Origin of the sequence: Anaeromyxobacter terrae, assembly GCF_022690685.1 — a bacterium.
In the GTDB taxonomy this organism is placed as follows: domain Bacteria; phylum Myxococcota; class Myxococcia; order Myxococcales; family Anaeromyxobacteraceae; genus Anaeromyxobacter; species Anaeromyxobacter terrae.
Genome location: NZ_JALCYY010000053.1, coordinates 1 through 18,946, shown reverse-complemented (window position 1 = coordinate 18,946; position 18,946 = coordinate 1). Strand labels below are relative to the sequence as shown.

Annotated in this window: 17 protein-coding genes and 1 pseudogene; 8 read left to right on the top strand and 10 right to left on the bottom strand. The window is 74.4% G+C overall.

Going from position 1 to position 18,946, the window contains the following annotated elements; translation table 11 throughout:
* Positions 1-144: 144 nt before the first annotated feature.
* Positions 145-648 carry a thiol peroxidase gene (gene tpx, locus MNY62_RS19645; protein WP_242346050.1) on the top strand — a complete coding sequence of 168 codons (504 nt, stop codon included), beginning with the start codon at positions 145-147 and terminating at the stop codon, positions 646-648.
* A gap of 63 nt (positions 649-711) precedes the next feature.
* Here tpx and MNY62_RS19640 read toward each other — a convergent pair whose 3' ends face one another.
* Positions 712-1,239, bottom strand: coding sequence for a hypothetical protein (locus tag MNY62_RS19640; RefSeq protein WP_242346049.1), 528 nt, complete (start codon positions 1,237-1,239; stop codon positions 712-714).
* Positions 1,240-1,388: 149 nt separating this feature from the next.
* Between MNY62_RS19640 and MNY62_RS19635 the strand changes: the two genes are divergently transcribed.
* Positions 1,389-2,288 (top strand): LysR family transcriptional regulator, encoded by a 900-nt coding sequence (locus MNY62_RS19635; RefSeq protein WP_242346048.1) that lies wholly within the window; start codon positions 1,389-1,391, stop codon positions 2,286-2,288.
* Positions 2,289-2,463: 175 nt separating this feature from the next.
* Here MNY62_RS19635 and MNY62_RS19630 read toward each other — a convergent pair whose 3' ends face one another.
* Together MNY62_RS19630 and MNY62_RS19625 are read right to left on the bottom strand one after the other, a co-directional pair.
* Positions 2,464-4,134, bottom strand: a complete 1,671-nt coding sequence (locus MNY62_RS19630) for an HNH endonuclease (RefSeq protein WP_242346047.1) — start codon at positions 4,132-4,134, stop codon at positions 2,464-2,466.
* A gap of 483 nt (positions 4,135-4,617) precedes the next feature.
* Positions 4,618-5,619: a cupin domain-containing protein gene (locus MNY62_RS19625; protein ID WP_242346046.1), complete on the bottom strand. Its 1,002-nt coding sequence runs from the start codon at positions 5,617-5,619 to the stop codon at positions 4,618-4,620.
* A gap of 681 nt (positions 5,620-6,300) precedes the next feature.
* Between MNY62_RS19625 and MNY62_RS19620 the strand changes: the two genes are divergently transcribed.
* Positions 6,301-6,771 carry a thioesterase domain-containing protein gene (locus tag MNY62_RS19620; protein WP_242346045.1) on the top strand — a complete coding sequence of 157 codons (471 nt, stop codon included), beginning with the start codon at positions 6,301-6,303 and terminating at the stop codon, positions 6,769-6,771.
* Between the two features lie 25 nt (positions 6,772-6,796).
* Here MNY62_RS19620 and MNY62_RS19615 read toward each other — a convergent pair whose 3' ends face one another.
* From MNY62_RS19615 to MNY62_RS19595, 5 genes are read right to left on the bottom strand one after another with little or no spacing between them, the layout of a single operon-like run.
* Complete coding sequence (locus MNY62_RS19615) at positions 6,797-7,909, bottom strand: hypothetical protein (protein WP_242346044.1); 1,113 nt, start codon at positions 7,907-7,909, stop codon at positions 6,797-6,799.
* A gap of 8 nt (positions 7,910-7,917) precedes the next feature.
* Positions 7,918-10,509: a TonB-dependent receptor domain-containing protein gene (locus MNY62_RS19610; RefSeq protein WP_242346043.1), complete on the bottom strand. Its 2,592-nt coding sequence runs from the start codon at positions 10,507-10,509 to the stop codon at positions 7,918-7,920.
* A 5-nt stretch (positions 10,510-10,514) separates the two neighbouring features.
* Entirely contained in the window at positions 10,515-11,255 is a 741-nt protein-coding gene (locus MNY62_RS19605; RefSeq protein WP_242346042.1) for an energy transducer TonB, read from the bottom strand.
* Complete coding sequence (locus tag MNY62_RS19600) at positions 11,252-11,677, bottom strand: ExbD/TolR family protein (RefSeq protein WP_242346041.1); 426 nt, start codon at positions 11,675-11,677, stop codon at positions 11,252-11,254. The genes MNY62_RS19605 and MNY62_RS19600 overlap by 4 nt, the downstream gene beginning before the upstream one ends.
* 30 nt (positions 11,678-11,707) lie before the next feature.
* Positions 11,708-12,406: a MotA/TolQ/ExbB proton channel family protein gene (locus tag MNY62_RS19595; RefSeq protein ID WP_242346040.1), complete on the bottom strand. Its 699-nt coding sequence runs from the start codon at positions 12,404-12,406 to the stop codon at positions 11,708-11,710.
* Between the two features lie 248 nt (positions 12,407-12,654).
* Between MNY62_RS19595 and MNY62_RS19590 the strand changes: the two genes are divergently transcribed.
* From MNY62_RS19590 to MNY62_RS19575, 4 genes are all read left to right on the top strand, one after another.
* Positions 12,655-13,740 (top strand): LA_2272 family surface repeat-containing protein, encoded by a 1,086-nt coding sequence (locus MNY62_RS19590; RefSeq protein WP_242346039.1) that lies wholly within the window; start codon positions 12,655-12,657, stop codon positions 13,738-13,740.
* 86 nt (positions 13,741-13,826) lie between these two features.
* Entirely contained in the window at positions 13,827-14,330 is a 504-nt protein-coding gene (locus MNY62_RS19585; protein ID WP_242346038.1) for an RNA polymerase sigma factor, read from the top strand.
* Positions 14,327-15,103 (top strand): hypothetical protein, encoded by a 777-nt coding sequence (locus MNY62_RS19580; protein WP_242346037.1) that lies wholly within the window; start codon positions 14,327-14,329, stop codon positions 15,101-15,103. The genes MNY62_RS19585 and MNY62_RS19580 overlap by 4 nt, the downstream gene beginning before the upstream one ends.
* A complete protein-coding gene (locus MNY62_RS19575) occupies positions 15,100-17,199 on the top strand; it encodes a caspase family protein (protein ID WP_242346036.1) in 2,100 nt (699 codons plus the stop codon). Before MNY62_RS19580 ends, MNY62_RS19575 begins: the two co-directional genes overlap by 4 nt.
* A gap of 191 nt (positions 17,200-17,390) precedes the next feature.
* On the opposite strand, the gene MNY62_RS19570 is transcribed toward MNY62_RS19575, so the two are convergent.
* Positions 17,391-17,528, bottom strand: a complete 138-nt coding sequence (locus MNY62_RS19570; RefSeq protein WP_242346035.1) for a hypothetical protein — start codon at positions 17,526-17,528, stop codon at positions 17,391-17,393.
* Positions 17,529-18,249: 721 nt separating this feature from the next.
* Between MNY62_RS19570 and MNY62_RS19565 the strand changes: the two genes are divergently transcribed.
* Positions 18,250-18,831, top strand: coding sequence for a transposase (locus tag MNY62_RS19565; protein ID WP_332842375.1), 582 nt, complete (start codon positions 18,250-18,252; stop codon positions 18,829-18,831).
* On the opposite strand, the pseudogene MNY62_RS19560 reads toward MNY62_RS19565, so the two are convergent.
* A pseudogene (locus MNY62_RS19560) lies at positions 18,820-18,946 on the bottom strand (IS630 family transposase); the annotation flags it as partial. The gene MNY62_RS19565 and the pseudogene MNY62_RS19560 sit on opposite strands and share 12 nt — an antisense overlap.

Genomic DNA, 18,946 nt, shown 5'->3' with positions numbered 1-18,946 from the left:
CCTTCGCCGGAGAGCGGCCAGCCGCCTCGCGGGTGCGGCCGGATGGCGCGACGGTGAGTGTGTCCCCGCTGGGGACGGGCAGCGACAATCCCGGCGCCCAGCCGGAGCGCGCGTTACAACGGCGCGAACTCGAACGGAGGCTTCATGGCCCAGGTGACGCTCAAGGGGAACCCGATCCACACCAGCGGCGAGCTGCCGGCCGTCGGCGCCAAGGCGCCCGACTTCAAGCTCACGGGGGGCGATCTGAAGGACGTCTCGCTCGCCGACTTCAAGGGCAAGCGGAAGATCCTGAACATCGTGCCGAGCCTCGACACCGCCGTCTGCGCCACCTCGACCCGCAAGTTCAACGAGAAGGCGGGCCAGCTCGCGAACACGGTGGTGCTCGTCGTCTCCGCGGACCTCCCGTTCGCGGCGAAGCGGTTCTGCACGACCGAGGGGCTGCAGAACGTCGTCACCCTCTCGCTCATGCGCGACAAGAAGTTCGCGCAGGACTACGGCATCCTGCTCACGGACGGTCCGCTCGCCGGCCTGTGCGGCCGCGCGGTCGTGGTGCTCGACGCGGACGACAAGGTGGTCTACCGCCAGCTCGTGCCGGAGATCGGGCAGGAGCCGGACTACGAGCCCGCGCTGAAGGCGGCGCAGGGCTAGCCCGACGTCGTCTAGGCAAGGAGCACGAGGCCAGCGGGGGCGACCCGCTGGCCTCGTGGCGTCTCAGACGAGCCCCTGCGGAGCGCCGTAGGCGTGCCTCTCGCCTCGCCCGGAGCCGACCCTGAGCGCGCGGAGGAACCGCAGCGCCGCGAGCGCCGCGAAGGCGGCGGGGACCACCTGCAGCACGCCCGAGAGCTCGAACCAGGCGTCGTTCGGCAGCTCGTACTTCGGGGGCGGGAACATCGCGAGCAGGAGGTCACGCGGGGCGCCGCCCAGGAACAGGGCGTTCTTGAGCACGTGGTTGTAGAGCCCCTCGAAGCCGCCGATGAGGAGCACCGGGAAGACGAGGGCGATCCCCGCGAACGCGAGGGCCGCGGCCCGGCCGAGCGGCGAGTCGGGTCGGCGCCGGTACGCGACGAACGCGGCGACGAGGGTGGACCCCACGCCGAGCGCCAGGAAGGCCGCGTGGTGGCGCCAGGGGGTGCCGTACCGCACCCCGCCGTAGACGTGGTGCGCGGCGGTGAGGCCCAGGGTCGCGAGCGCGCCGTAGAGGAGCGCCCTCGCGTGCGGGGCAGGGGATTCGTCGTGCATGACTCCGTCACCTCTCTCCCGTGGTGCGCGCGCGAGCCGCGCGCCGCGACGGGTTCGAGGAAGAGCTACCCGTGCGTGCCGTGCACGGCCGCGAGAAGCATGCACATCACCCGTGCGCAGCGCGCACGAATGGCGCTCGGAGGCGGCCAATGGATCGACTGGGGAACCTCGAGGCGCTCGTGCTCGCCGCCGAGCTCGGCAGCTTCACGCTCGCGGCCGGGCGGCTGCGCCTCAGCCCCTCGGCGCTCAGCCGCCGGGTGGCCCAGCTCGAGGAGGAGCTCGGGGTGCGGCTCCTGCATCGGACGACGCGCGCGGTGCGGCTCTCCGAGGAGGGGCGGCTGTTCGTCGAGCGCTGCCGCGGCGCGCTGCGCGAGCTGGAGGAGGCGCGAGCGTCCCTGACGCGCCTGCGGGAGCGCCCCGCCGGCCTCCTGCGCATCGAGGCGCCCTCGATCCTCGGCCGCCACGTGCTGGTGCCGGCCCTCCCGCGCTTCACCTCGCGCTACCCTGCGGTGCAGGTCGAGCTCGTGCTGCGCGACGTCCCGGAAGATCTCGTCTCGGGGGGGATCGACGTGGCGCTGCGGATCGGCGCGCTCGCGGACTCGGGGCTCATCGCGCGGCGTCTCGGGCGCACCCGGATGCGCGTGTGTGGCGCGCCCGGCTACCTGCGGCGCCGGGGGACGCCGCGCACGGTGGAGGCCCTCGCCCGCCACGAGCGGCTGGGGTTCACCCTGCACGGCCGCGCCATCGCGTGGCGCCTGCGCGATGGAGCGAAGGTGCGCGAGCTCCCGCCGAGTGGGCGGATCGCCGTGAACAGCGCCGAGGCGCTCGTCGATCTCGCCATCGGCGGCGCAGGGCTCGCCTGGGTGTGCGACTTCATGATGGCCCGCGCGCGCGCCTCCGGGCAGCTCGTGGAGGTGCTCGAGGATGCGGTCTGCGAGGAGCACCCGATCCACGCCCTCACGCTGCAGTCTCGCCACGTCCTGCCGAAGGTGCGCGCGTTCGTGGAGTTCGCGGCGGCGGAGCTCGCGAGGAGCGGGGCGGAGAAGTAGGCATGCGCGGCGGCTGGGCGCTCGGTGTGGATCTCGGCGCGAACGGTCCCCTGGCGTGAAGCGCGACCGTCACGCTGGGAGTCGTGCTCCATTCATCGCAACGCGTCCGGACCCCGTCCACGCGCAGCGCGCGCTCCACCGCGACGAACGAGCTCCCCGCGCATCGACGACCTCCTCACCGCGCAGCCCGTCGCGCCGTGCTGCCGAGCCGCCACGTGAGCCGGTCGGGCGCCGCGCCGCGGATCTCGACGAACCCTCCGTGGATGCCCCGCAGGTGGTGGGCAGCGCACAGGGACGCCAGATTCGGCGGCTCGTCCCCGCCGCCGCGCGAGCGGAAGACGATGTGGTGCGCGTGGACCGCCGCACGGCTGCAGCCCGGCACGAGGCAGAGGCCGCCGTCGCGCGCGATCGCCCGCCGCTGCGGCGTGCTCCGCTCCGCGAGCGCCGGTTTCCAGGTGGAGACGAAGTGCTCCGCCATCCGCTCGAGGCACTCCGCGGGCGAGAGCCAGCGGTCCGCGTCGGCGCGGGCCGCCCGGACCGCCGCCTCGAGCAGGCGTCCGACCCGCCGGGGCACGCGCAGGTCCAGCTCGGCGCGCGCGCACATCTGCGCCTCCTGCTCCGCCTCGATCTCGCGGCGCAGCGCGATGCAGGTCGTGCCCTGCGCCCGGCGGATCCAGTCCTCGACGGAGCGATCGTCCGCGACCTCCGCCACGAGCCGCGCCTGCTCGTACGAGACGCGCCGGTCGCGCATCGCCTGCCTGAGCGCCGGCAGCGCGTGGAGCCTCCGCTCGAGCGCGACCCGCTGCTCGACCGTGCGCGTCGCCATCCCGAGCCGCTCCTCGCAGTAGTGGCCGAAGGAGGCGAAGCCCATGTCGCGCCACAGGCCCAGCATCCGGACGAGCATCCCGAGGTGCCCGACGAGCTCGTCCCAGCGGTCCCGCATCGCGGCGAGCCGGCGGAGCTCCGCGTCCACGCCCATCACGTCCATGCCGCCGTCGAGCTCGACGCTCACCTCCGCCTCGACCGGAGCGACCTTCCCGAGGAACGCCCAGCGCCCGTACTCCTCCTCGAGCCCCGCCTTCGCCGCCTCGAGCCACTCGGCGGCCGGCCCGCGCAGCGCACTGTCCTGCGCGCCCTCGTCCCCGCCGTCCGGGAACGCCCCCACCGGATGCGCGCCGAGGAACTCCTCGCAGATCGCCTCGAGGCGCTGCCACCGCGGCGCCGTCGCGCCGAGGACCTTGCCCGCGAGCGCCATCGCCTCGTCGAGCTTCGCGCGGCCGGCGGGCGTGAGCTGAACCGAGACGCGCTCCCACGCCTCGTCGTCGCCCGTGTCGGAGGCGCTCTCCGCCCGCACCGCCGCCGCGAGCGCCCGCACCGTCTCGGTCCGCGCGAGCGCGACCCAGCGCTCCTCCGCCTCGCAGCGCGCGACCGGCAGCACGGTCTCCGCCTTGCGCGCGCTCACCTCCCCGCGCCGGACCGCCTCGGCGAGGACAGGCCGGTCGCGCAGCGCCCGCGCGAGCCGGGCCAGCTTCTGGGCGGTGCCGGCACCGATCCCCAGCCGCTCGCGCGCGTAGTCGCCGACGCTCGCGTACCCGAACCGCATCGCGCCGTCTCGCTCCGCGAGCGCCGCGAGCCCACGGCCGATCGCGACCTCGAGCGCGCCGTGCCCGCGCGCCACGGTCGTGAGGAGCCGGTCGAGCAGGAACGCCGCCTCGTCGCGCATGACGCCCTTTCGCTCGTGCGGCGGCGGCGGCTCGAGCAGCCACGCCTCCGCCGCGAGCGCATCCAGCGCGACCGTCGAGGCGGTCGCGAGAGGTGCGGGAGGGTTCGGGCGCACGACGTCCATCGCGTGAACCCATACCATCCGTGTCTGACGGCCGGGGCGACGAGGGAGCACTTACGGTGAATACCGGAAGTGACTTCCCGACCCCGAACTCGACCCCGACCTCACCCTCGCCCGCACGATCCCCTCGCGCCGGACCGCCCAACCACCCCGCCCGCAGCGCGCCGCCCTACGTGGCGGGACCTCGCGCCCGCAGGCGGGCCACTGGACGCGGTAGGCACCGCCCGACCCACGGACCGCAATGCAACGCGGTTGGCCACGGCGACCTCGCCCATGCACAGCTCCCGCCCGCAGCCCCGCGTTGCCGGCGGCGTCTGGCGGACGGCACCGCCCCCCGTACCTTGTCCCCGTCCATCGTGGCCCGCCGAGGACGTGAGGTGCCGCCCAGGCGGCGCGCCACGGTGACGTCGACCGCGGCAGTGTCGGCGAGAACGACCCCGACCTCGACCCCGACCGCGACCCCGACTCGCGCGCCGTGGCCCGGTCCTAAGTGCCCTTGCCTTCGACCGCCGCGTCGTGCGGGAACGTCATGGAGCTGCGCGTCCCCACGAACGTCTTGCGCAGGCCGAGCTCGGGGAAGTCGACGATCTCGATCGTCGCCGCCGACCAGGCGTCGCCGCCGAGCAGGTACACGAGCTCGCCATCCGGCGACGCGCGAACGTTGTGGGCCGGCTCACCGGCCGGGAAGCCGAGGAAGTCGCCGGGACCGATGGGCTCCTCGCGATCGCCGATCACCGCCGTCCCGCGCCCGGAGAGGACGTACATCCACTCCTCGTCGTGCCGGTGCGCGTGCTTCACGAAGGACTCTCTCCCGGCGGGCACCGCGGCGACGCCTACCGAGATCCGCTTCAGCGCCGGCCGGGAGAGCCACGTGAGCGCGATCTCCGAGCGCGGGTTCTGCGGGTGATGGTAGAGCCTCGCCTCGCCGCGCTCACGGGCGCGGACGAGGAGGGGCGGCCGCTCGCCCGGCGTGGCGAGGCCGAAGAACTCCCGCGGCAGCTCCTTCACTCCGGGGATGAACTCGATCTCCGCTTCCATCGGGTACACCGCGAAGCGGTTGCCGAAGCGGACCATCCGGCGGCGCAGACGCGGGAAGTCTGCGACCTCCACGTCCGGGATGATCTCTCCGCCCTCGAGCAGGAGGAGTCGCTCGTCGGCGGAGGCGTTCCGCATGTGGTGCGCAACGCCCGGCGGGAAGGCGACGAAGTCGCCCGGGCCGACCTCGTGCTCGGCTTCATCGAGCTCGACCACGCCCCGCCCCTCGAGGACGAACGCCCATTCCTCCTCGCGGTAGTGGACGTGGAAGAGGGCGGACTCCTTGCCGGGAGGCAGCCACGCGAGGTTCACCGCGATCCGGCGGAGGCCGGCGGCGCGGGAGATCATCCACCCGTGGACCTCGGAGCGCGGGTTGTACGGATGGCTGCTCGACTCGGCGGGGCCGAGCTCGCTCGCGCGGATGAGCGTGCGGGGAGGCGGGGCATCGGGCATGACGAGAAGCGTAGCGCGGCGCGCCAGCAGCGCGAGGGGAGAAGCGGGTGCGGGTGAAAACTCGACCTCGACCGCGACCCCGACCGCGACCCCGACCACAACGACCGGCACCGAGCCCTCCACCACCCCGCCCGCAGCGCGCCGCCCCACGTGGCGGGACCTCGCGCCCGCAGGCGGGCCACTGGACGCGGTAGGCACCGCCCCGACCCACGGACCGCAATGCAACGCGGTTGGCCACGGCCACCTCACCCATGCGCAGCCAGCGCCCGCAGCCCCGCGTTGCCGGCGGCGTCTGGCGGACGGCACCGCCCCCCGTACCTTGTCCCCGTCCATCGTGGCCCGCCGAGGACGTGAGGTCCCGTCCAGGCGGCGCGCCAAGGTGACGTCAGCCGCGGCAGTGTCGGCCAGAACGACCCCGCCCTCGACCCCGACCCCGACCCCGACCCCGACCTCGACCTCGACCCCGACCTCGACCTCGACCTCGACCTCGACCTCGACCTCGACCTCGACCTCGACCTCGCCCCCGCCCCCGACCTCGCCTCCGCCCCGAACCGCCCCAGGTCATATCGACACGGATGAACCTCGAGACACGCGTCGGCCGATCGCTTAGATCGTACGCGGGCGCCCCGAAGGCTCGACGCCCATGCCCTGCGGCCGACTCCCGAGACGGAGAGCAACCCCGTGACGCTGGAAGAGACCACTCGCTACCTCCGCGAGCACATCCCCCTGACCGTCCACCTGGGAGCGGTCGTCGAGCGTTACGACGGAGCCTCGCTGCGCCTGGCCGCGCCGCTCGCGCCCAACCTCAACCACCGGAGCACCGCCTTCGGCGGCAGCCTCTCCGCGATCGCGATCCTCTCGGGCTGGACGCTGGTGCACCTCGCCCTGCGCGAGCGCGGCGTCGAGGCGCGGGTGGTCATCCAGCGCAGCGAGGTAGGGTTCGACGAGCCCGTCGACGGAGACTTCCTCGCGACCTCCACGCTCCCGCCCGCGCCCGAGTGGGATCGCTTCCTGGAGACGCTCCGGCGGCACCGCCGCGCGCGCGTGACCGTGCGCGGAGCGATCGAGACGAGCTCCCGGCGCGGAGGCACGTTCGAGAACGTCTACGTCGCCGTGCGCGACGAGCCGCCGGAGGAGCGAGCGCGTCGGTGACGCCGCGGGACTCCCGTCACGGCGCTCAGGGACTCACCGCGAGCGACCCCGCGCGCCAGGCCACGCCGCCGATGAGATCGCGCGCGACGACCCACACGGTCGGAGCCCCGGCCACCGGAGTCGTGAGCTCCGCCGCCTCGGCGGGTTGGTTCGTGTGCAGCTTCTCGAGCTCCCCCGCCGTCGTGAACCAGGAGAAGGTCCAGTCCTCCTGGCGCGTCGCGATGGGCTGCCCCGCCGCGTCGCACTCGACGTAGGTCTCGCGGAGCTCCTCGAAGCTCCCGGGCAGGAGCGGGAGGAGCTGGATCTTCACGCTCGGCGCCACGGCCGCGGGCGGCTCGCCCGGCGCGGGGAGCGCCACACCGTCCAGCCCCACTGCGGAGAGGACCGGGTTGTGGTTCGGCGCGGAGGGGGCCGCCGGACCGCGGACCCGGATGCGCTTCAGCGCCGCGACGTGGGCGCGGCGCGACCACTCCGCCTCGAAGCGCGCGGCGACGGCCCCGAGGAGCTCGCAGTCGCTCCCCACGGCGCTCGCGGGGGCGAGCTCGTCCGGCGTCGCGTCGAGGGCGAGCGCGAGGTCGGTCACCTCGAGGCCGAGGACGCGCTCGGGCGACGACGCGGGCAGCGCCGACAGCGTGTAGTCCGCGGGGAGCGCGTAGGCGGCCCTGGGCAGCGACACCGCCGAGCCGGGGTCGGCCGGATCGCGTCTCACCGCCACCGGCCCGCAGCCGTCGCGGCCGCACGCCTCGAGCCCGGCGAAGGAGATTCCCCCGGCCGCGCCGACCCCGGGGGCGGCGCAGGCGGCCGCGAGATCGGCGCCCGCGAGCAGCGCCGCGGGGTTCGAGAGCTCGGAGAGCTTCGTGCACGGGGAGGGGCCCGGGTCGCCGGGCGCGGGAGTGCAGGCGACGTGGAGTACCACCGCGCGCCGCGCCGGATCCGCGACGAGGGCCGGGTCGACGACGAGCGTCTCGAGCTCCGCGCGCGCGGGGGCGGAGCCGTCCGAGGCAGGGGCGATCTCCGGCGGCTCGGCGCGGATGGCGAGCACGCGGAGGCCCTGTACCTCCGAGGCGGGATCGAAGTCCGGCCCGCAGGCGGCCGTGAGCGCGAGGACGGGGACGAGGGCGGCGAACGTGCGGTTCATGGGCGGTCCTAGTACTCGGCGCGCAGGCCGAAGGAGGGGAAGAGCGGGAGGCCCGAGTACCAGCCGTGCTGCGAGTAGTCGAAGCTGTACGCGGCGGCCTCGGGGTTCTCACGGTTGGTGACGTTCTGGACCTCGACGTACGCCGCGAACGTCCAGGTGCGGGCCGTCCACTTCTTGTCGACGCGGAGGTCGAGCTGGAAGAACGGCGGCATGCGCCCCGTCAGCGCGCCGGTCTGGATCGGCTGGTACCGATCGGCGTCCGCGTCGTACACGGCGGCGTGGACGGGCTCGTACGGATTTCCGCTCGTGTAGCGGGCGCGGAAACCGGCGGAGAGGCCCTGCCAGAGCTCGGGCAGCTCGACCGTGCCCACCGCGACCACGTTGTGAGGCTGGTCGAAGGCGTCCCCCTCGCTCTCGAGCCGGCCGCCCGCGACGGACTCGCCCCGCTCCGCGCGCGAGAGCGAGTAGGAGATCCACCCGAAGAAGCGGCCGTCCGGGTCCCAGCGCAGGAGCAGCTCCGCGCCGTAGGAACGCCCCGTGCCCGCGCTCCGGTAGCGCTCGGCGACGAGCTGGCCGTCCCGCGTGATCACCGCGTCGGAGGGGAGGGCGAGATCGAAGAGCCGCTTGTAGTAGAGCTGCACGTCGAGGAGGAGGCGCGGCAGGAGCCGCTGCTCCGCGCCGAGCGCGTACTGCCAGGCGCCCTCCTCGCGGAGCGCGGGGTTGCCGAACTCCTCGGTGACGTAAGGGAACGGCGGCGCCTGGTGGTAGAGGCCGACCGCGCCCTTGAGGGCGGTCTCGGGCCGGAGCTGCCAGCGGACGGCGAGGCGGGGATCCACCCAGGAGAGGTTCGCGAGCGCGCGGTGCACGTCGGCGCGCACGCCGGGGACGACGAAGAGCCCGTCGACGGGCTCGAGGGTGGCCTCCACGAACGCTCCCGCCTCGAGCCCGTCCATGGTCGTGGCGAAGCGGCGGGTCTCGGCGGTCGGGCTCGGGACCTGGCCGGGCGGAGGGATGGGGGGCGCGTCCACCTCGATCTTGACCCTCGGGTACCACTGCCCGTCCACGCCCGTGACGAGCTTCACCCGCGGCGCGAGCTCGTGATGGACCTCGGCGCGGAAGTGCGTGCTCCAGAGCTCCTGCACCATCCGGAACTGGCCGGCGGCGTCGATGCCCATGTCCTGCCAGCCGCCGCCGAGCGCGAGCCGGAGCCGGGTCGCCTCGCTCGCGCGGTGATCCCAGCGGAGCCCGGCCCGGTAGAAGCGGGTGCCGTACTCGAGGAAGCTCAGGTCCTCGAGCGACTGGTCGTCGTCGACCCCGGTCAGGACCATGCGGTCGTCCGAGCCGAAGACGTCGAGGCGGACCGTGTCGTCGGGGGTCGCCTTCCACGCGGCCTTCAGCTGCAGGTCGTAGTAGCGAGGCGCGGTGCTCACGCCGGGCGGGTCGTCCATCGACTCGACCGCGCGGGTCACGACCGCGTCCGCGTAGGAGCGCCGGGCGGCGATCGCGATCCCGAGGTCCTCTGACGGCCGGCCCTCGTAGAGCGCGGTCGCGTGGTACAGGTTCACGTCGGCGAGCGTGTGGGTCCGCTCGCCGGGATCGCGGGTGACGAGGTTCACGCGGCCGCCGATCGCTCGCCCCGAGCGGACGCCGAAGTTCCCCGCCTCGAACTCGACGTCCTTCAGGAGCTCCGACGAGTAGACGCTTGTGAGGCCGCCGAAGTGGAAGACCGCGGGCACCTCCTCGTCGTCCACGTAAACGCGCGTGTCGCGAGCGTTGCCGCCGCGGACGATCATCTCGCCGCTCAGGAAGGAGCGGGCCATGCCGGGGAGGTTCTGGATCACCTTCACCGCGTCGCCCGAGACGCCCGCGACGCGCCGGATCTCTCCCGCTGCGATCGCGACGTGCGAGACCTCCTTCTCCTCCCGCTCGCCCACCACCACCGCCTCGTACTCGCCCGCGGCGGTGGTCTTCTGGAGCCAGTAGGTCACCTGGGTCGCCTTGCCCGGCTCGACGGTCTCCACCGACTCGAGGCGGGCGTGGTCGACGTCCGTCACGACCACCTGCACCGCGCCGTCCGCCACGCCGGCGAGCGCGAACCGTCCCTCGCCGTCGGTGTGGGCGAGCTGGCCGCCGGCCTCCACCATCGCGCCCGCGATCGGGAGCCGGGTGCCGCGCTCGAGCACGCGGCCGAGGAGGTTCAGCGGCGGCGGCGCGGGCGCAGTGGCGGGCGGCGCGGACAGCGAGAACGTGAAGCGATACTCGATCCGGACCGGTGCCGGCGCTCCGTCGATCTCCGCCGGGGAGAAGCGGAGCTTCCGGGCGGCGGCGAGGGCGGCCTCGTCGAACCCCTGGCCGGCGGGGCCGGTCACCACCGCGTCGGTGACCTCGCCGGTCTCGGAGATCTCGACCTCGAGGGTGACGACGCCGGTCAGCCCCGCCGCGCGGGCGGCCTCCGGGTATTCCGGCTCGACCGGCTCGACCACGGCCGGAGCGCGCGTGAGGACCCCGGTCTCCTTCGGCTCCGTCTCGGCGCGGGCGGGGGCCGCGCCGCCGAGGAGGAGGCCGAGCAGGGCGAGCGCGGTGAAGGGCGAGCGGCGCATGGAGTTCACTCCAGGACGAAGGTGTAGGTGAAGCGGATCTCGGTCTCGACGGCCTCGCCGTCGAGAAGGGGAGGCGTGAAGCGAAAGCGGAGCGCGGCGGCCCGGGCGGCCTCGCCGAGGGCAGGGCCCGGCGCGGAGAGGAGGCGTGCCGCCGCGACCCGGCCCTCCGCGTCGATCCGCAGGAGCAGCACGACCTGCCCCTCGAGCCCCTCCCGCCGGGCCTCGGGGGGATACGGGATCTCCGGCCGCTCGAGCAGGCGCGGCTGCGCGGAGAGCCGGGCGGGCGCGGTCCGCGGGGCGGCGTACGGCTTCACCGCGTCGGGATCGGCGGCGATCTCGGACGCCCTGCCGTGGAGCGTGTTCCCGACGCCCACCGCGAAGCCGCCGCCCGTCGTGGTCGAGGAGAGCGACACCCCGACGCGCGGGACGGCGCGCGCCGCCGGAGCGGCGGGCGGCGGCGGCTCGTTCGGCGGCGGCGGAGGAGGCGGCTCCGCCGTCGGCGGCGGGAGCCTCGCGATGGCGACGCGGCGGGGTGCCGGTCGCTCCGCGGGAGGACGCGGCGCGGGCGCCGGCGGCGGAGGCCGCGCGGCCTCGAACTCGACCACCACGGGCGCGGGCCTCGCGGCCTGACGCGGCTCGAGGCGACCGGCCCAGGCGAACCCGCCGGCGTGGATCGCCAGCGAGGCCAGCGCCATCGCGGCGAGCGTGCGGCCCCGCGGCGGACCGTCGGAAGGCGCCGGGGTCACGGCGCGCCTTCCCCCGACGCGTCGTGCTCGATCTGGATCGCGAAGCGGGTGAGCCCCTCGCTCTTCACGAGATCGATCACGGACACCACCTCGCCGTGAGGCACGGCCCGGTCCGCGCCGATGAGCGCCCGCGCGTCGGCGCTCCGCGCGAGCGCCGCGCGGACGGCGGCGCGGGCCTCGGCGCGGCCGACGGGCCTTCCGTCCAGGAAGAGCTTCCCGTCCCGATCGAGCGCGAACGCGAGGGTCGGGCCGACGGTCTCGCCGCCGCTGGCGGCGCGGGGCAGGTCGACCTCGATGCTCTCCTTCACGATGTAGGAGGCGGTGACCATGAAGATGATGAGGAGGACGAGGGTGATGTCGACGAGGGGCGTCACGTTGATGCCGGTGATCGCCTCGTCGCTGCCGTTCGAGTGGGCGGCCATGGTCGGGCTCCGGTGCTCTCGCGGCCGCCGCTAGGCGGCGCCCTTCGACTCGTGGGGCTCGGGGCGCCGCGCGGGCCTGCCGTGGTCGAGCCGGGCTCGGGCCGCGGCGCGGACGTCGTCGCGCTCGAGGTGCGACGCGAGGGCGTGGCCGATCGCCTCGGCGCGCGTGACGAGCGTGCGCAGCCAGCGCTGGAAGCCGTTGAACGCGACGACCGCCGGGATGGCCACGAAGATGCCGACCGCGGTCGCGACGAGCGCCTCCGAGATGCCGGACATCACCGCCGACGCACCGGCGCCCTTCGGGCCGCCCACCGCGAGGTCGGAGAAGGCCCGGATGATCCCGACCACCGTGCCGAAGAGGCCGAGGAAGGGGGCGTTGTTGCCGAGCGTGCCGAGAAAGGAGAGCCCTCGCTCGTAGCCGAGCCGGCGGTCCGCGATGGTGCAGGCCACCGCCTCCTGCACCGCGGCGGGGCCGCCGCCGGCGGCGTCGAGCGCCGCCCGCGCCACCTCCGCCTCCAGGCCGCGGCGGCCCTCGATGCGGGCCCGCGCCTCCTCGAGGCGCCCGTCCATGAGGAGGGTGAGGAGGTCCGGAGAGGTGCGGCGGCGGAGGGCGAAGTACAGGGCCCGCTCGAGGATGACCGTGACCGAGGCGGCGGAGAGGCCGACGAGGAGCAGCATCACCCACTCGGCGCCGGCGCGCGTGAAGAGCTCGAAGAGGGACTTCGTCATGTGTGACGCTCCGTTGACCGCGAAGGTGCGGCGCTCGTGTTGTGCGAGGGAACACCGCGGCGCGGAGATCCCGCTACCGCCCCTCGCCGAGGCGGCGCGGAGCATGGCGGCCGCAGGTTGCCCCGATCTGGTCGGAGCGTGAAGAAATGTGAATCGCCCGCGCCGCGGTAGCGCACGCGGCACGTGGCGGTGTTCCTCCCTCCGACCCCGCCGACCGCCCCTCGGCCACGGGAAGGAGGACGACGCCCATGCGGAACCCGCTTCGCACCACCCTCGCCGCGCTCGCCGCGGCCGTGCCCGCCCTGGCGCTCGCCGCGACGCCGGGCCAGGGGCCCTCCGCGGAGGCCGTGTCCGCGCTCCGCCAGGTCCCGGTGGATCTCTCCCTGGTCCCGCCCCTCAGCCTGAACGGTGACGGGCGGGTGGAGAACCACCTCTCGATCGGCGTGGTGGCCCGCTCCACCGTCCTGCGCGGCCTGGCGCTCGCGCCGGTGCACCTCGCCGACGAGGACGTCTCGGGCGCGCAGGTGACCTGGGCCGCGGCCAGCGCGGGCGGCGTCGTGCGCGGCGTGCAGCTCGCGACCGTCACCACGGTGGCGCGCGATCTCCGCGGCCTCCAGGCGTCGCAGGTCGTGAACGTGGTCCGCGGCGGCGGGGAGGGCGTCCAGCTCGGCGGCGCGGCCAACTTCGCGCGGAGGCTCGAGGGCGTGCAGGTGGCCGCGGTCAACGTCGCCGGCGGGCTGAGCGGGGTGCAGCTCGCGCTCGTGAACGTGGGCGGCGAGGTGGCGGGGACGCAGCTCGGGCTCGTGAACGTCGCTCGCCGGGTGCGCGGCGCGCAGGTAGGGCTCGTGAACCTGGCCGAGGAGGCGGATGGCTCGGTGGGCGTCCTCGCCCTCGTGCGGAGCGGCCGCCACGAGCTCGAGCTCTACGCGACCGAGCTCACGCCGCTCGCCGCGGGCGTCCGGCTCGGCGGGCGCCGCGCCTACGGGGTCCTCGCCGCCGGCGCGCAGCCGGACGCGCAGCCGCGATCGGGCAAGACGCTCTCCACCCTGGGCGGCGGCGCCGGCGTCGGGTTCGAGCCGGCGCAGCGCCTCGCGCTCGACCTGGATCTCGTCGCGCAGGCGGTCTCGCTCGACGGCACCCCGGAGGCGGTGCTCGGGATCCTCCGCGCGGTGGCAGCCTACCGGCTCACCGAGTGGATGGGGATCCTCGCCGGCCCGACGGCGAACGTGCTCGTCTCGGACGAGGACCAGCCCGACCTGCACCTCGGCTGGAAGCTCGGCGGCGGCCGGTACGCGCGCGTGTGGGTGGGCTTCGTCGCGGGCGTGCGGATCTGACGGCGGTTTCCGGCGCGGCTCACGGCCGGACCAGGGTTCGAGGTAGAAGCTCGTCCGGCCCACGAGCCGGAGAGAGAGGGTAGCGGGTGGCGGTCGACGTCGACGCGTACTACCGGGACCTCGCGCCGATGGTCCTGCGCCGCTGCCGCCGCCTCCTGCGTGACGAGGAGAGGGCCGTGGACGCCATGCACGACACGTTCGTGAACCTGCTCCGGGCGGAGGACCGGCTCCGCGACGAGGCCCCCGCGTCGCTCCTCCTGCGCATCGCCACCCGCGTCTGCCTGAACCTGCTCCGCACCGAGCGGCGCCGGCCGGAGGACCGGGACGAGGCGGCGCTCCTCGCCATCGCGGCGGCGGACGAGCCCGAGGCGCGCTCGCTGTCGCGCCTCGTCGTCGGACGGCTGCTCGGGCGCGAGCAGGAGTCCACCCGGGTGATGGCGGTGCTCCACTACGTGGACGGCCTGACGCTCGAGGAGGTCGGGCGCGAGGTGGGGCTCACGGCCGCCGCGGTCCGCAAGCGGCTCGGCGGGCTCCGGCGGCGCGCCGCGGAGCAGGCCGGAGCGGCCTCGGAGACGGAGGTGCAGCGATGAGCCCGGATCGCACTCCCGAGTACCTGGTGGAGCGGCTCCACGCCGGCGACCTGCCTCCCGACGAGGCCGAGCGCGTGCGGCGCCGCCTCGCGGCCGAGGGCGGCGAGCGCCGGCTCCACGCGCTCGCGCGCGAGGACGCCGCCTTCCGCGACGCCCATCCGCCCGGTCCGGCCCTCGCGGAGATCCGCCGCCGCGCCGCGCTCGGCGCACCGGCGCCGCGGCGCGCTCGCCGGCCGCTCTTGCTCGTCCCGGTCGCGGCGGCGGTCGCGGTCGCTTCCGTGGTCGTGCTGCGCGCCGTCTCCGGCCCGGTCGCGCCCGTCGAGGACACGCGCCTCAAGGGCCTCTCCGCGCGCCTCGAGGTGCACCGCAGCCGCGGGGGCGACGGCGCGGAGGAGCTCCGCGACGGCGCGGTGGCGCGGGAGGGCGACCTCCTGCAGCTCTCGTACGTGGCGGCGGGCAGGCGGTTCGGCGCGGTGGTCTCGGTCGACGGCCGCGGGATCGTCACGCTCCACTGGCCCGAGGACGGCGGTCCGGCCGCCGCGCTCGCCCAGTCCGGGGCGGTGCCGCTCCCCCACGCCTACCTGCTGGATGATGCGCCCGCGTTCGAGCGTTTCTTCCTCGTGACCGCGGACGCGCCCTTCGACACCGCGACCGTGGTGGAGGCCGCGCGCCGGCTGGCGGCCGCTGGCCGCGCCCGCCAGGATCCGCTGCCGCTCCCCGCCGGCCTGAACCAGCACGCGCTGCTCCTCCGGAAGCCCGAGGAACCGAGATGACCCGACCCGTCCTCGCGCTCGCCATGGCGCTCTGCGCCGCGGGCGCCTTCGCGCAGGAGCCGCCGCACGAGCGCGCGCAGCCCGGGGCGGTGCGCCGCCTCGCGATCGTGGCGGGGGCGAACGACGGGGGCCCCTCCCGCCCGCGGCTCCGCTACGCGATCTCCGACGCGGAGCGGGTCGCGCGGGTGTTGCAGCAGATGGGCGGCGTCGCGGGCGAGGACACCATCGTGCTCCTCGACCCCGGAGAGGCGAGGCTGCGCGCGGCCCTCGAGGAGCTTCGCTCTCGGGTGAAGCGCGCGCGGCTCGGCGGCCGCACCGAGGTGCTCTTCTACTACTCCGGACACTCCGACGAGGAGGGGCTGCTCCTCCGCGGCGCGCGCGTCCCGTACAGCGAGCTCCGGCGGTGGCTCGAGGACCTCGGCGCCGACATCCGCATCGCCATCCTCGACTCGTGCTCCTCGGGCTCGTTCGCCCGCGGGAAGGGGGGCGCTCGCGCCGCGCCGTTCCTGGTGGACGCCTCGTCGCGGGTGAGCGGCCAGGTGATCCTCACCTCGAGCTCCGCCGACGAGGCCTCCCAGGAGTCGGACCGGGTCGGCGCGTCGTACTTCACCCACGCCCTCGTCACCGGCCTCCGGGGCGCCGCCGACTCGAGCCAGGACGGGAAGGTCACGCTCTCGGAGGTCTACCAGTTCGCGTTCGAGGAGACGCTCGCGCGGACGGAGCGGACCCGGGGCGGTCCGCAGCACGCGGTCTGGGACATCCAGCTGGTCGGCGCGGGCGAGGTGGTGCTGACCGATCTGCGCGGCACCGGCGCCACGCTCGTCCTGCCGGCCGCGGCCGCGGGCCGCTTCTTCGTGCGCGACTCGGGCGAGCGGCTCGTGGCCGAGCTGCGCAAGCAGGCCGGCCGGCCGCTGGAGCTGGCGCTCGACCCGGGCGGCTACCGGGTCTCCCGCGAGGACGGCGGCCGGCTCGTGGAGGCGCGCGTCGCGCTCACGCAGGGCGGCCGGACCGAGCTCGCCGCCGCCGGCTTCGCCGCGGTGCCCCGGGAGCTGACGGCGCTGCGCGGCGACGCGGTGGAGGAGCTCGCCCGCGTGCCGGTGGATCTCTCGATCTTCCCGCCCGTGTCGCTGAACGGCGACCGCTACGTCGTGAACCGGCTCCAGCTCGGCCTCATCGGCTCGCGGACGACGCGGCTGCGCGGGATCGGGCTCGCGCCGGTGCTCTGGGCGGACGAGGACGTGGTGGGCGGCTTCTTCTCCTACATCGGGAGCTCGGCGCGCGGCCGGGTCACCGGCGTGCAGGTCGGGATGGTGGCGAACGTGGCCGGGTCGCTACGGGGCGTGCAGCTCACCCAGGGCCTGAACCTGGTCCGCGGCGACGTCGTCGGCTGGCAGCACTCCGGCGTGAGCTGGGCGGCCGGGGCGGTGACCGGGCTCCAGTCCGCGCTCGTGAGCTACTCCTCGTCGATCTCTGGCGCGCAGCTCGCGCTCACCTCCGTCTCGGGCGAGGTGCTCGGGGCGCAGGTCGGCCTCGTGAACGTGGGCGCCGGCGTGCGCGGCGTCCAGCTCGGGCTCGTCAACGTCGCCGGCCACGTCCGCGGGGCGCAGCTCGGGCTCGTGAACGTGGCTGACGGGCTCGACGGCGTGTCGCTCGGGCTCGTGCCGTTCGTCCGCGACGGCGAGCACAAGCTCCTCGTGCTGGGCGACGAGAACGGGATCCTCTCCACCGGGCTCCTGCTCGGGAGCCGCACGTTCCACACGATCCTGTCCGCAGGCGCGCAGCGCGCGAGCGGCGGCGGGCGCTTCTGGACGGGCCTCGGGCTCGGCGCGCACCACGCGCGCGGCCGGTTCCTCCTGGACGTGGATCTCCTGAGCCAGCAGGTGGTGGACGAGGACGCGAACGTGCTCGCCACGGCGCGGGTGCTCGCCGGCTGGCAGCTCACGCCCTACGCCGCGGTCGTGGCCGGGCCGAGCGTGAGCATGTTCTGGGCGGAGGGGGACTTCCGTCCGGGCCTCGGTGGCGCGCTCGAGCGCGAGCTCGGCGGGGGCGACGCCTGGCTCGGCTTCGCCGCGGGGCTGCGGCTCGGGCCGCCCTGACGGCCGTGATCAGGAGAGTTGAGCCCTCTCGTGCGGAAGTGGCGCGTCCGCGTGCACCCGTAGGCAGGGGCCACACCAGACTGATACGCTTCGACAAGGTGTGTAGGCGGCACGCGGAGTCCACGACGAGGGCGCAGGTGCGCGGACGTTACATGAGTGATCCTTATCGTCGGCCGTTCGCAATGCTCGGGCTAGCGATGGCCATGCCCGCCGCGTTCCTGGTTTTCCTGGCCTTCGCGAACGGAGTCGGAGCACGACCGGACCGGCCTGGCTGGGGTGAATTCCTCGCGCTCGTCGCTGGGCTCGAGGTCCTGCTCGGCTTCTTTCACGATCTTTTTCGTATCGCCGCGAGTGCAAGCAGTCGAACTCGACGGCGCCAGGGTCATCCGTATGCCCCCGTGGCGACGTATGGCGCTAGCGATTGGATATCCATTCGTCGGGTGGCCGCTGTGCGCGTGGGCTTTCCTGCGGGGCGACGTCGTCCCCGGTCTCGTCGTCATGTTGGTCACGGCTCTCTTCACGTCGGCGTTGCTGCTCACGACACGCGACCGCATCAGCGTCGACGCGGAGGGACTGCTTATGTTCAGGGGACGCGCGGAGATGGTGCGCATCGGATGGCTCCAGGTGACAGGAATCCACGCTGTAAGCGGCGGCGGTCCGCATCGATGCGGACGGGCGCCGCATCCCAGTCCCTGGCCTCTTGTTCGACGGCTACCCCGAGCTCGTGAGTGAGCTGTTGGCCAGGGTTCCGCCTGCAATCATCGACGCGTCGCCCGGTGCCAGGAACAAGCTCGAACGCATTGCCGCGCTCGCAAAGTAAGAGAGGAGCCCGGAGCCCGGAGCCCGGAGCCCCGACCGAGAGTACGGAGCCGGAGCCCCGACCGAGAGTACCGATCCGGAGCCCCGACCGAGAGTACCGATCCGCGGACCCCCGCCCCAAGGCGCGGACCTTCGCCATCCGTCGAGACTCGCGAACGGTGCTCCACGACACGTTTCGGCGACGGCACGATGCGTGCCTTGTCGCCGCCTGTGACCGCACCTCGTCGCGTCTTGCCCGGGACCGTCTACCTGATCACCAGGCGCTGCTCGGAGCGACGCTTCTTCCTTCGCCCGTCCAAGATCGTCAACGAGATCTTCCTTTACGTCCTCGCGCTCGCCGCCAAGCGCCACGGCGTCGTCGTCCACGTCTTGTGCGTGCTCTCCAACCACGCCCATCTCATCGTCACGGATCCCAACGGGCGGATCCCCGCGTTCATGCAGTACCTGGACTCCCTCGTCGCCCGCGCGGTGAACGCCTCGCTCGGCCGCTTCGAGGCGTTCTGGGCCACCGACGGGAGCTACAGCGCCGTCGAGCAGCTCGACGCCCAGGACGTCCTCGCGAAGGCCGCGTACGTGCTAGCGAACCCCGTCGCCGCCGGGCTCGTCCGGCGCGGCGCGGAGTGGCCGGGGCTCTGGACTTCGCCCGACCAGATCGGGACCACGCTCGCTGCGAGGCGGCCGAAGCATTTCTTCAACCCCAAGGGCTATCTTCCGGAGACGGTCGAGCTCGAGCTGTCGGCCCCGCCGGGCTTCGCCTCCGCGGATGAGTTCCGCGAGCAGCTCTCGGCCGCCGTGCAGGAACTAGTGTCCTGAGTCAGAAGTCCGCCGGCAGAAACGCGCAACGCTGGCGAGGATCTCGTCGGCGGACTTGGTCCATACGAAGGGCTTGGGCTGGTCGTTCGTGATGGCGATGTAGCTCTCGATCGCC

Coding starts and splice junctions, on each gene's coding strand:
- MNY62_RS19625 (WP_242346046.1), bottom strand. CDS start 5,619: ATGCCCGATGCCCCGCCTCCCCGCACGCTCATCCGCGCGAGCGAGCTC.
- MNY62_RS19600 (WP_242346041.1), bottom strand. CDS start 11,677: ATGGCCGCCCACTCGAACGGCAGCGACGAGGCGATCACCGGCATCAAC.
- MNY62_RS19610 (WP_242346043.1), bottom strand. CDS start 10,509: ATGCGCCGCTCGCCCTTCACCGCGCTCGCCCTGCTCGGCCTCCTCCTC.
- tpx (WP_242346050.1), top strand. CDS start 145: ATGGCCCAGGTGACGCTCAAGGGGAACCCGATCCACACCAGCGGCGAG.
- MNY62_RS19595 (WP_242346040.1), bottom strand. CDS start 12,406: ATGACGAAGTCCCTCTTCGAGCTCTTCACGCGCGCCGGCGCCGAGTGG.
- MNY62_RS19590 (WP_242346039.1), top strand. CDS start 12,655: ATGCGGAACCCGCTTCGCACCACCCTCGCCGCGCTCGCCGCGGCCGTG.
- MNY62_RS19615 (WP_242346044.1), bottom strand. CDS start 7,909: ATGAACCGCACGTTCGCCGCCCTCGTCCCCGTCCTCGCGCTCACGGCC.
- MNY62_RS19575 (WP_242346036.1), top strand. CDS start 15,100: ATGACCCGACCCGTCCTCGCGCTCGCCATGGCGCTCTGCGCCGCGGGC.
- MNY62_RS19580 (WP_242346037.1), top strand. CDS start 14,327: ATGAGCCCGGATCGCACTCCCGAGTACCTGGTGGAGCGGCTCCACGCC.
- MNY62_RS19635 (WP_242346048.1), top strand. CDS start 1,389: ATGGATCGACTGGGGAACCTCGAGGCGCTCGTGCTCGCCGCCGAGCTC.
- MNY62_RS19640 (WP_242346049.1), bottom strand. CDS start 1,239: ATGCACGACGAATCCCCTGCCCCGCACGCGAGGGCGCTCCTCTACGGC.
- MNY62_RS19630 (WP_242346047.1), bottom strand. CDS start 4,134: ATGGACGTCGTGCGCCCGAACCCTCCCGCACCTCTCGCGACCGCCTCG.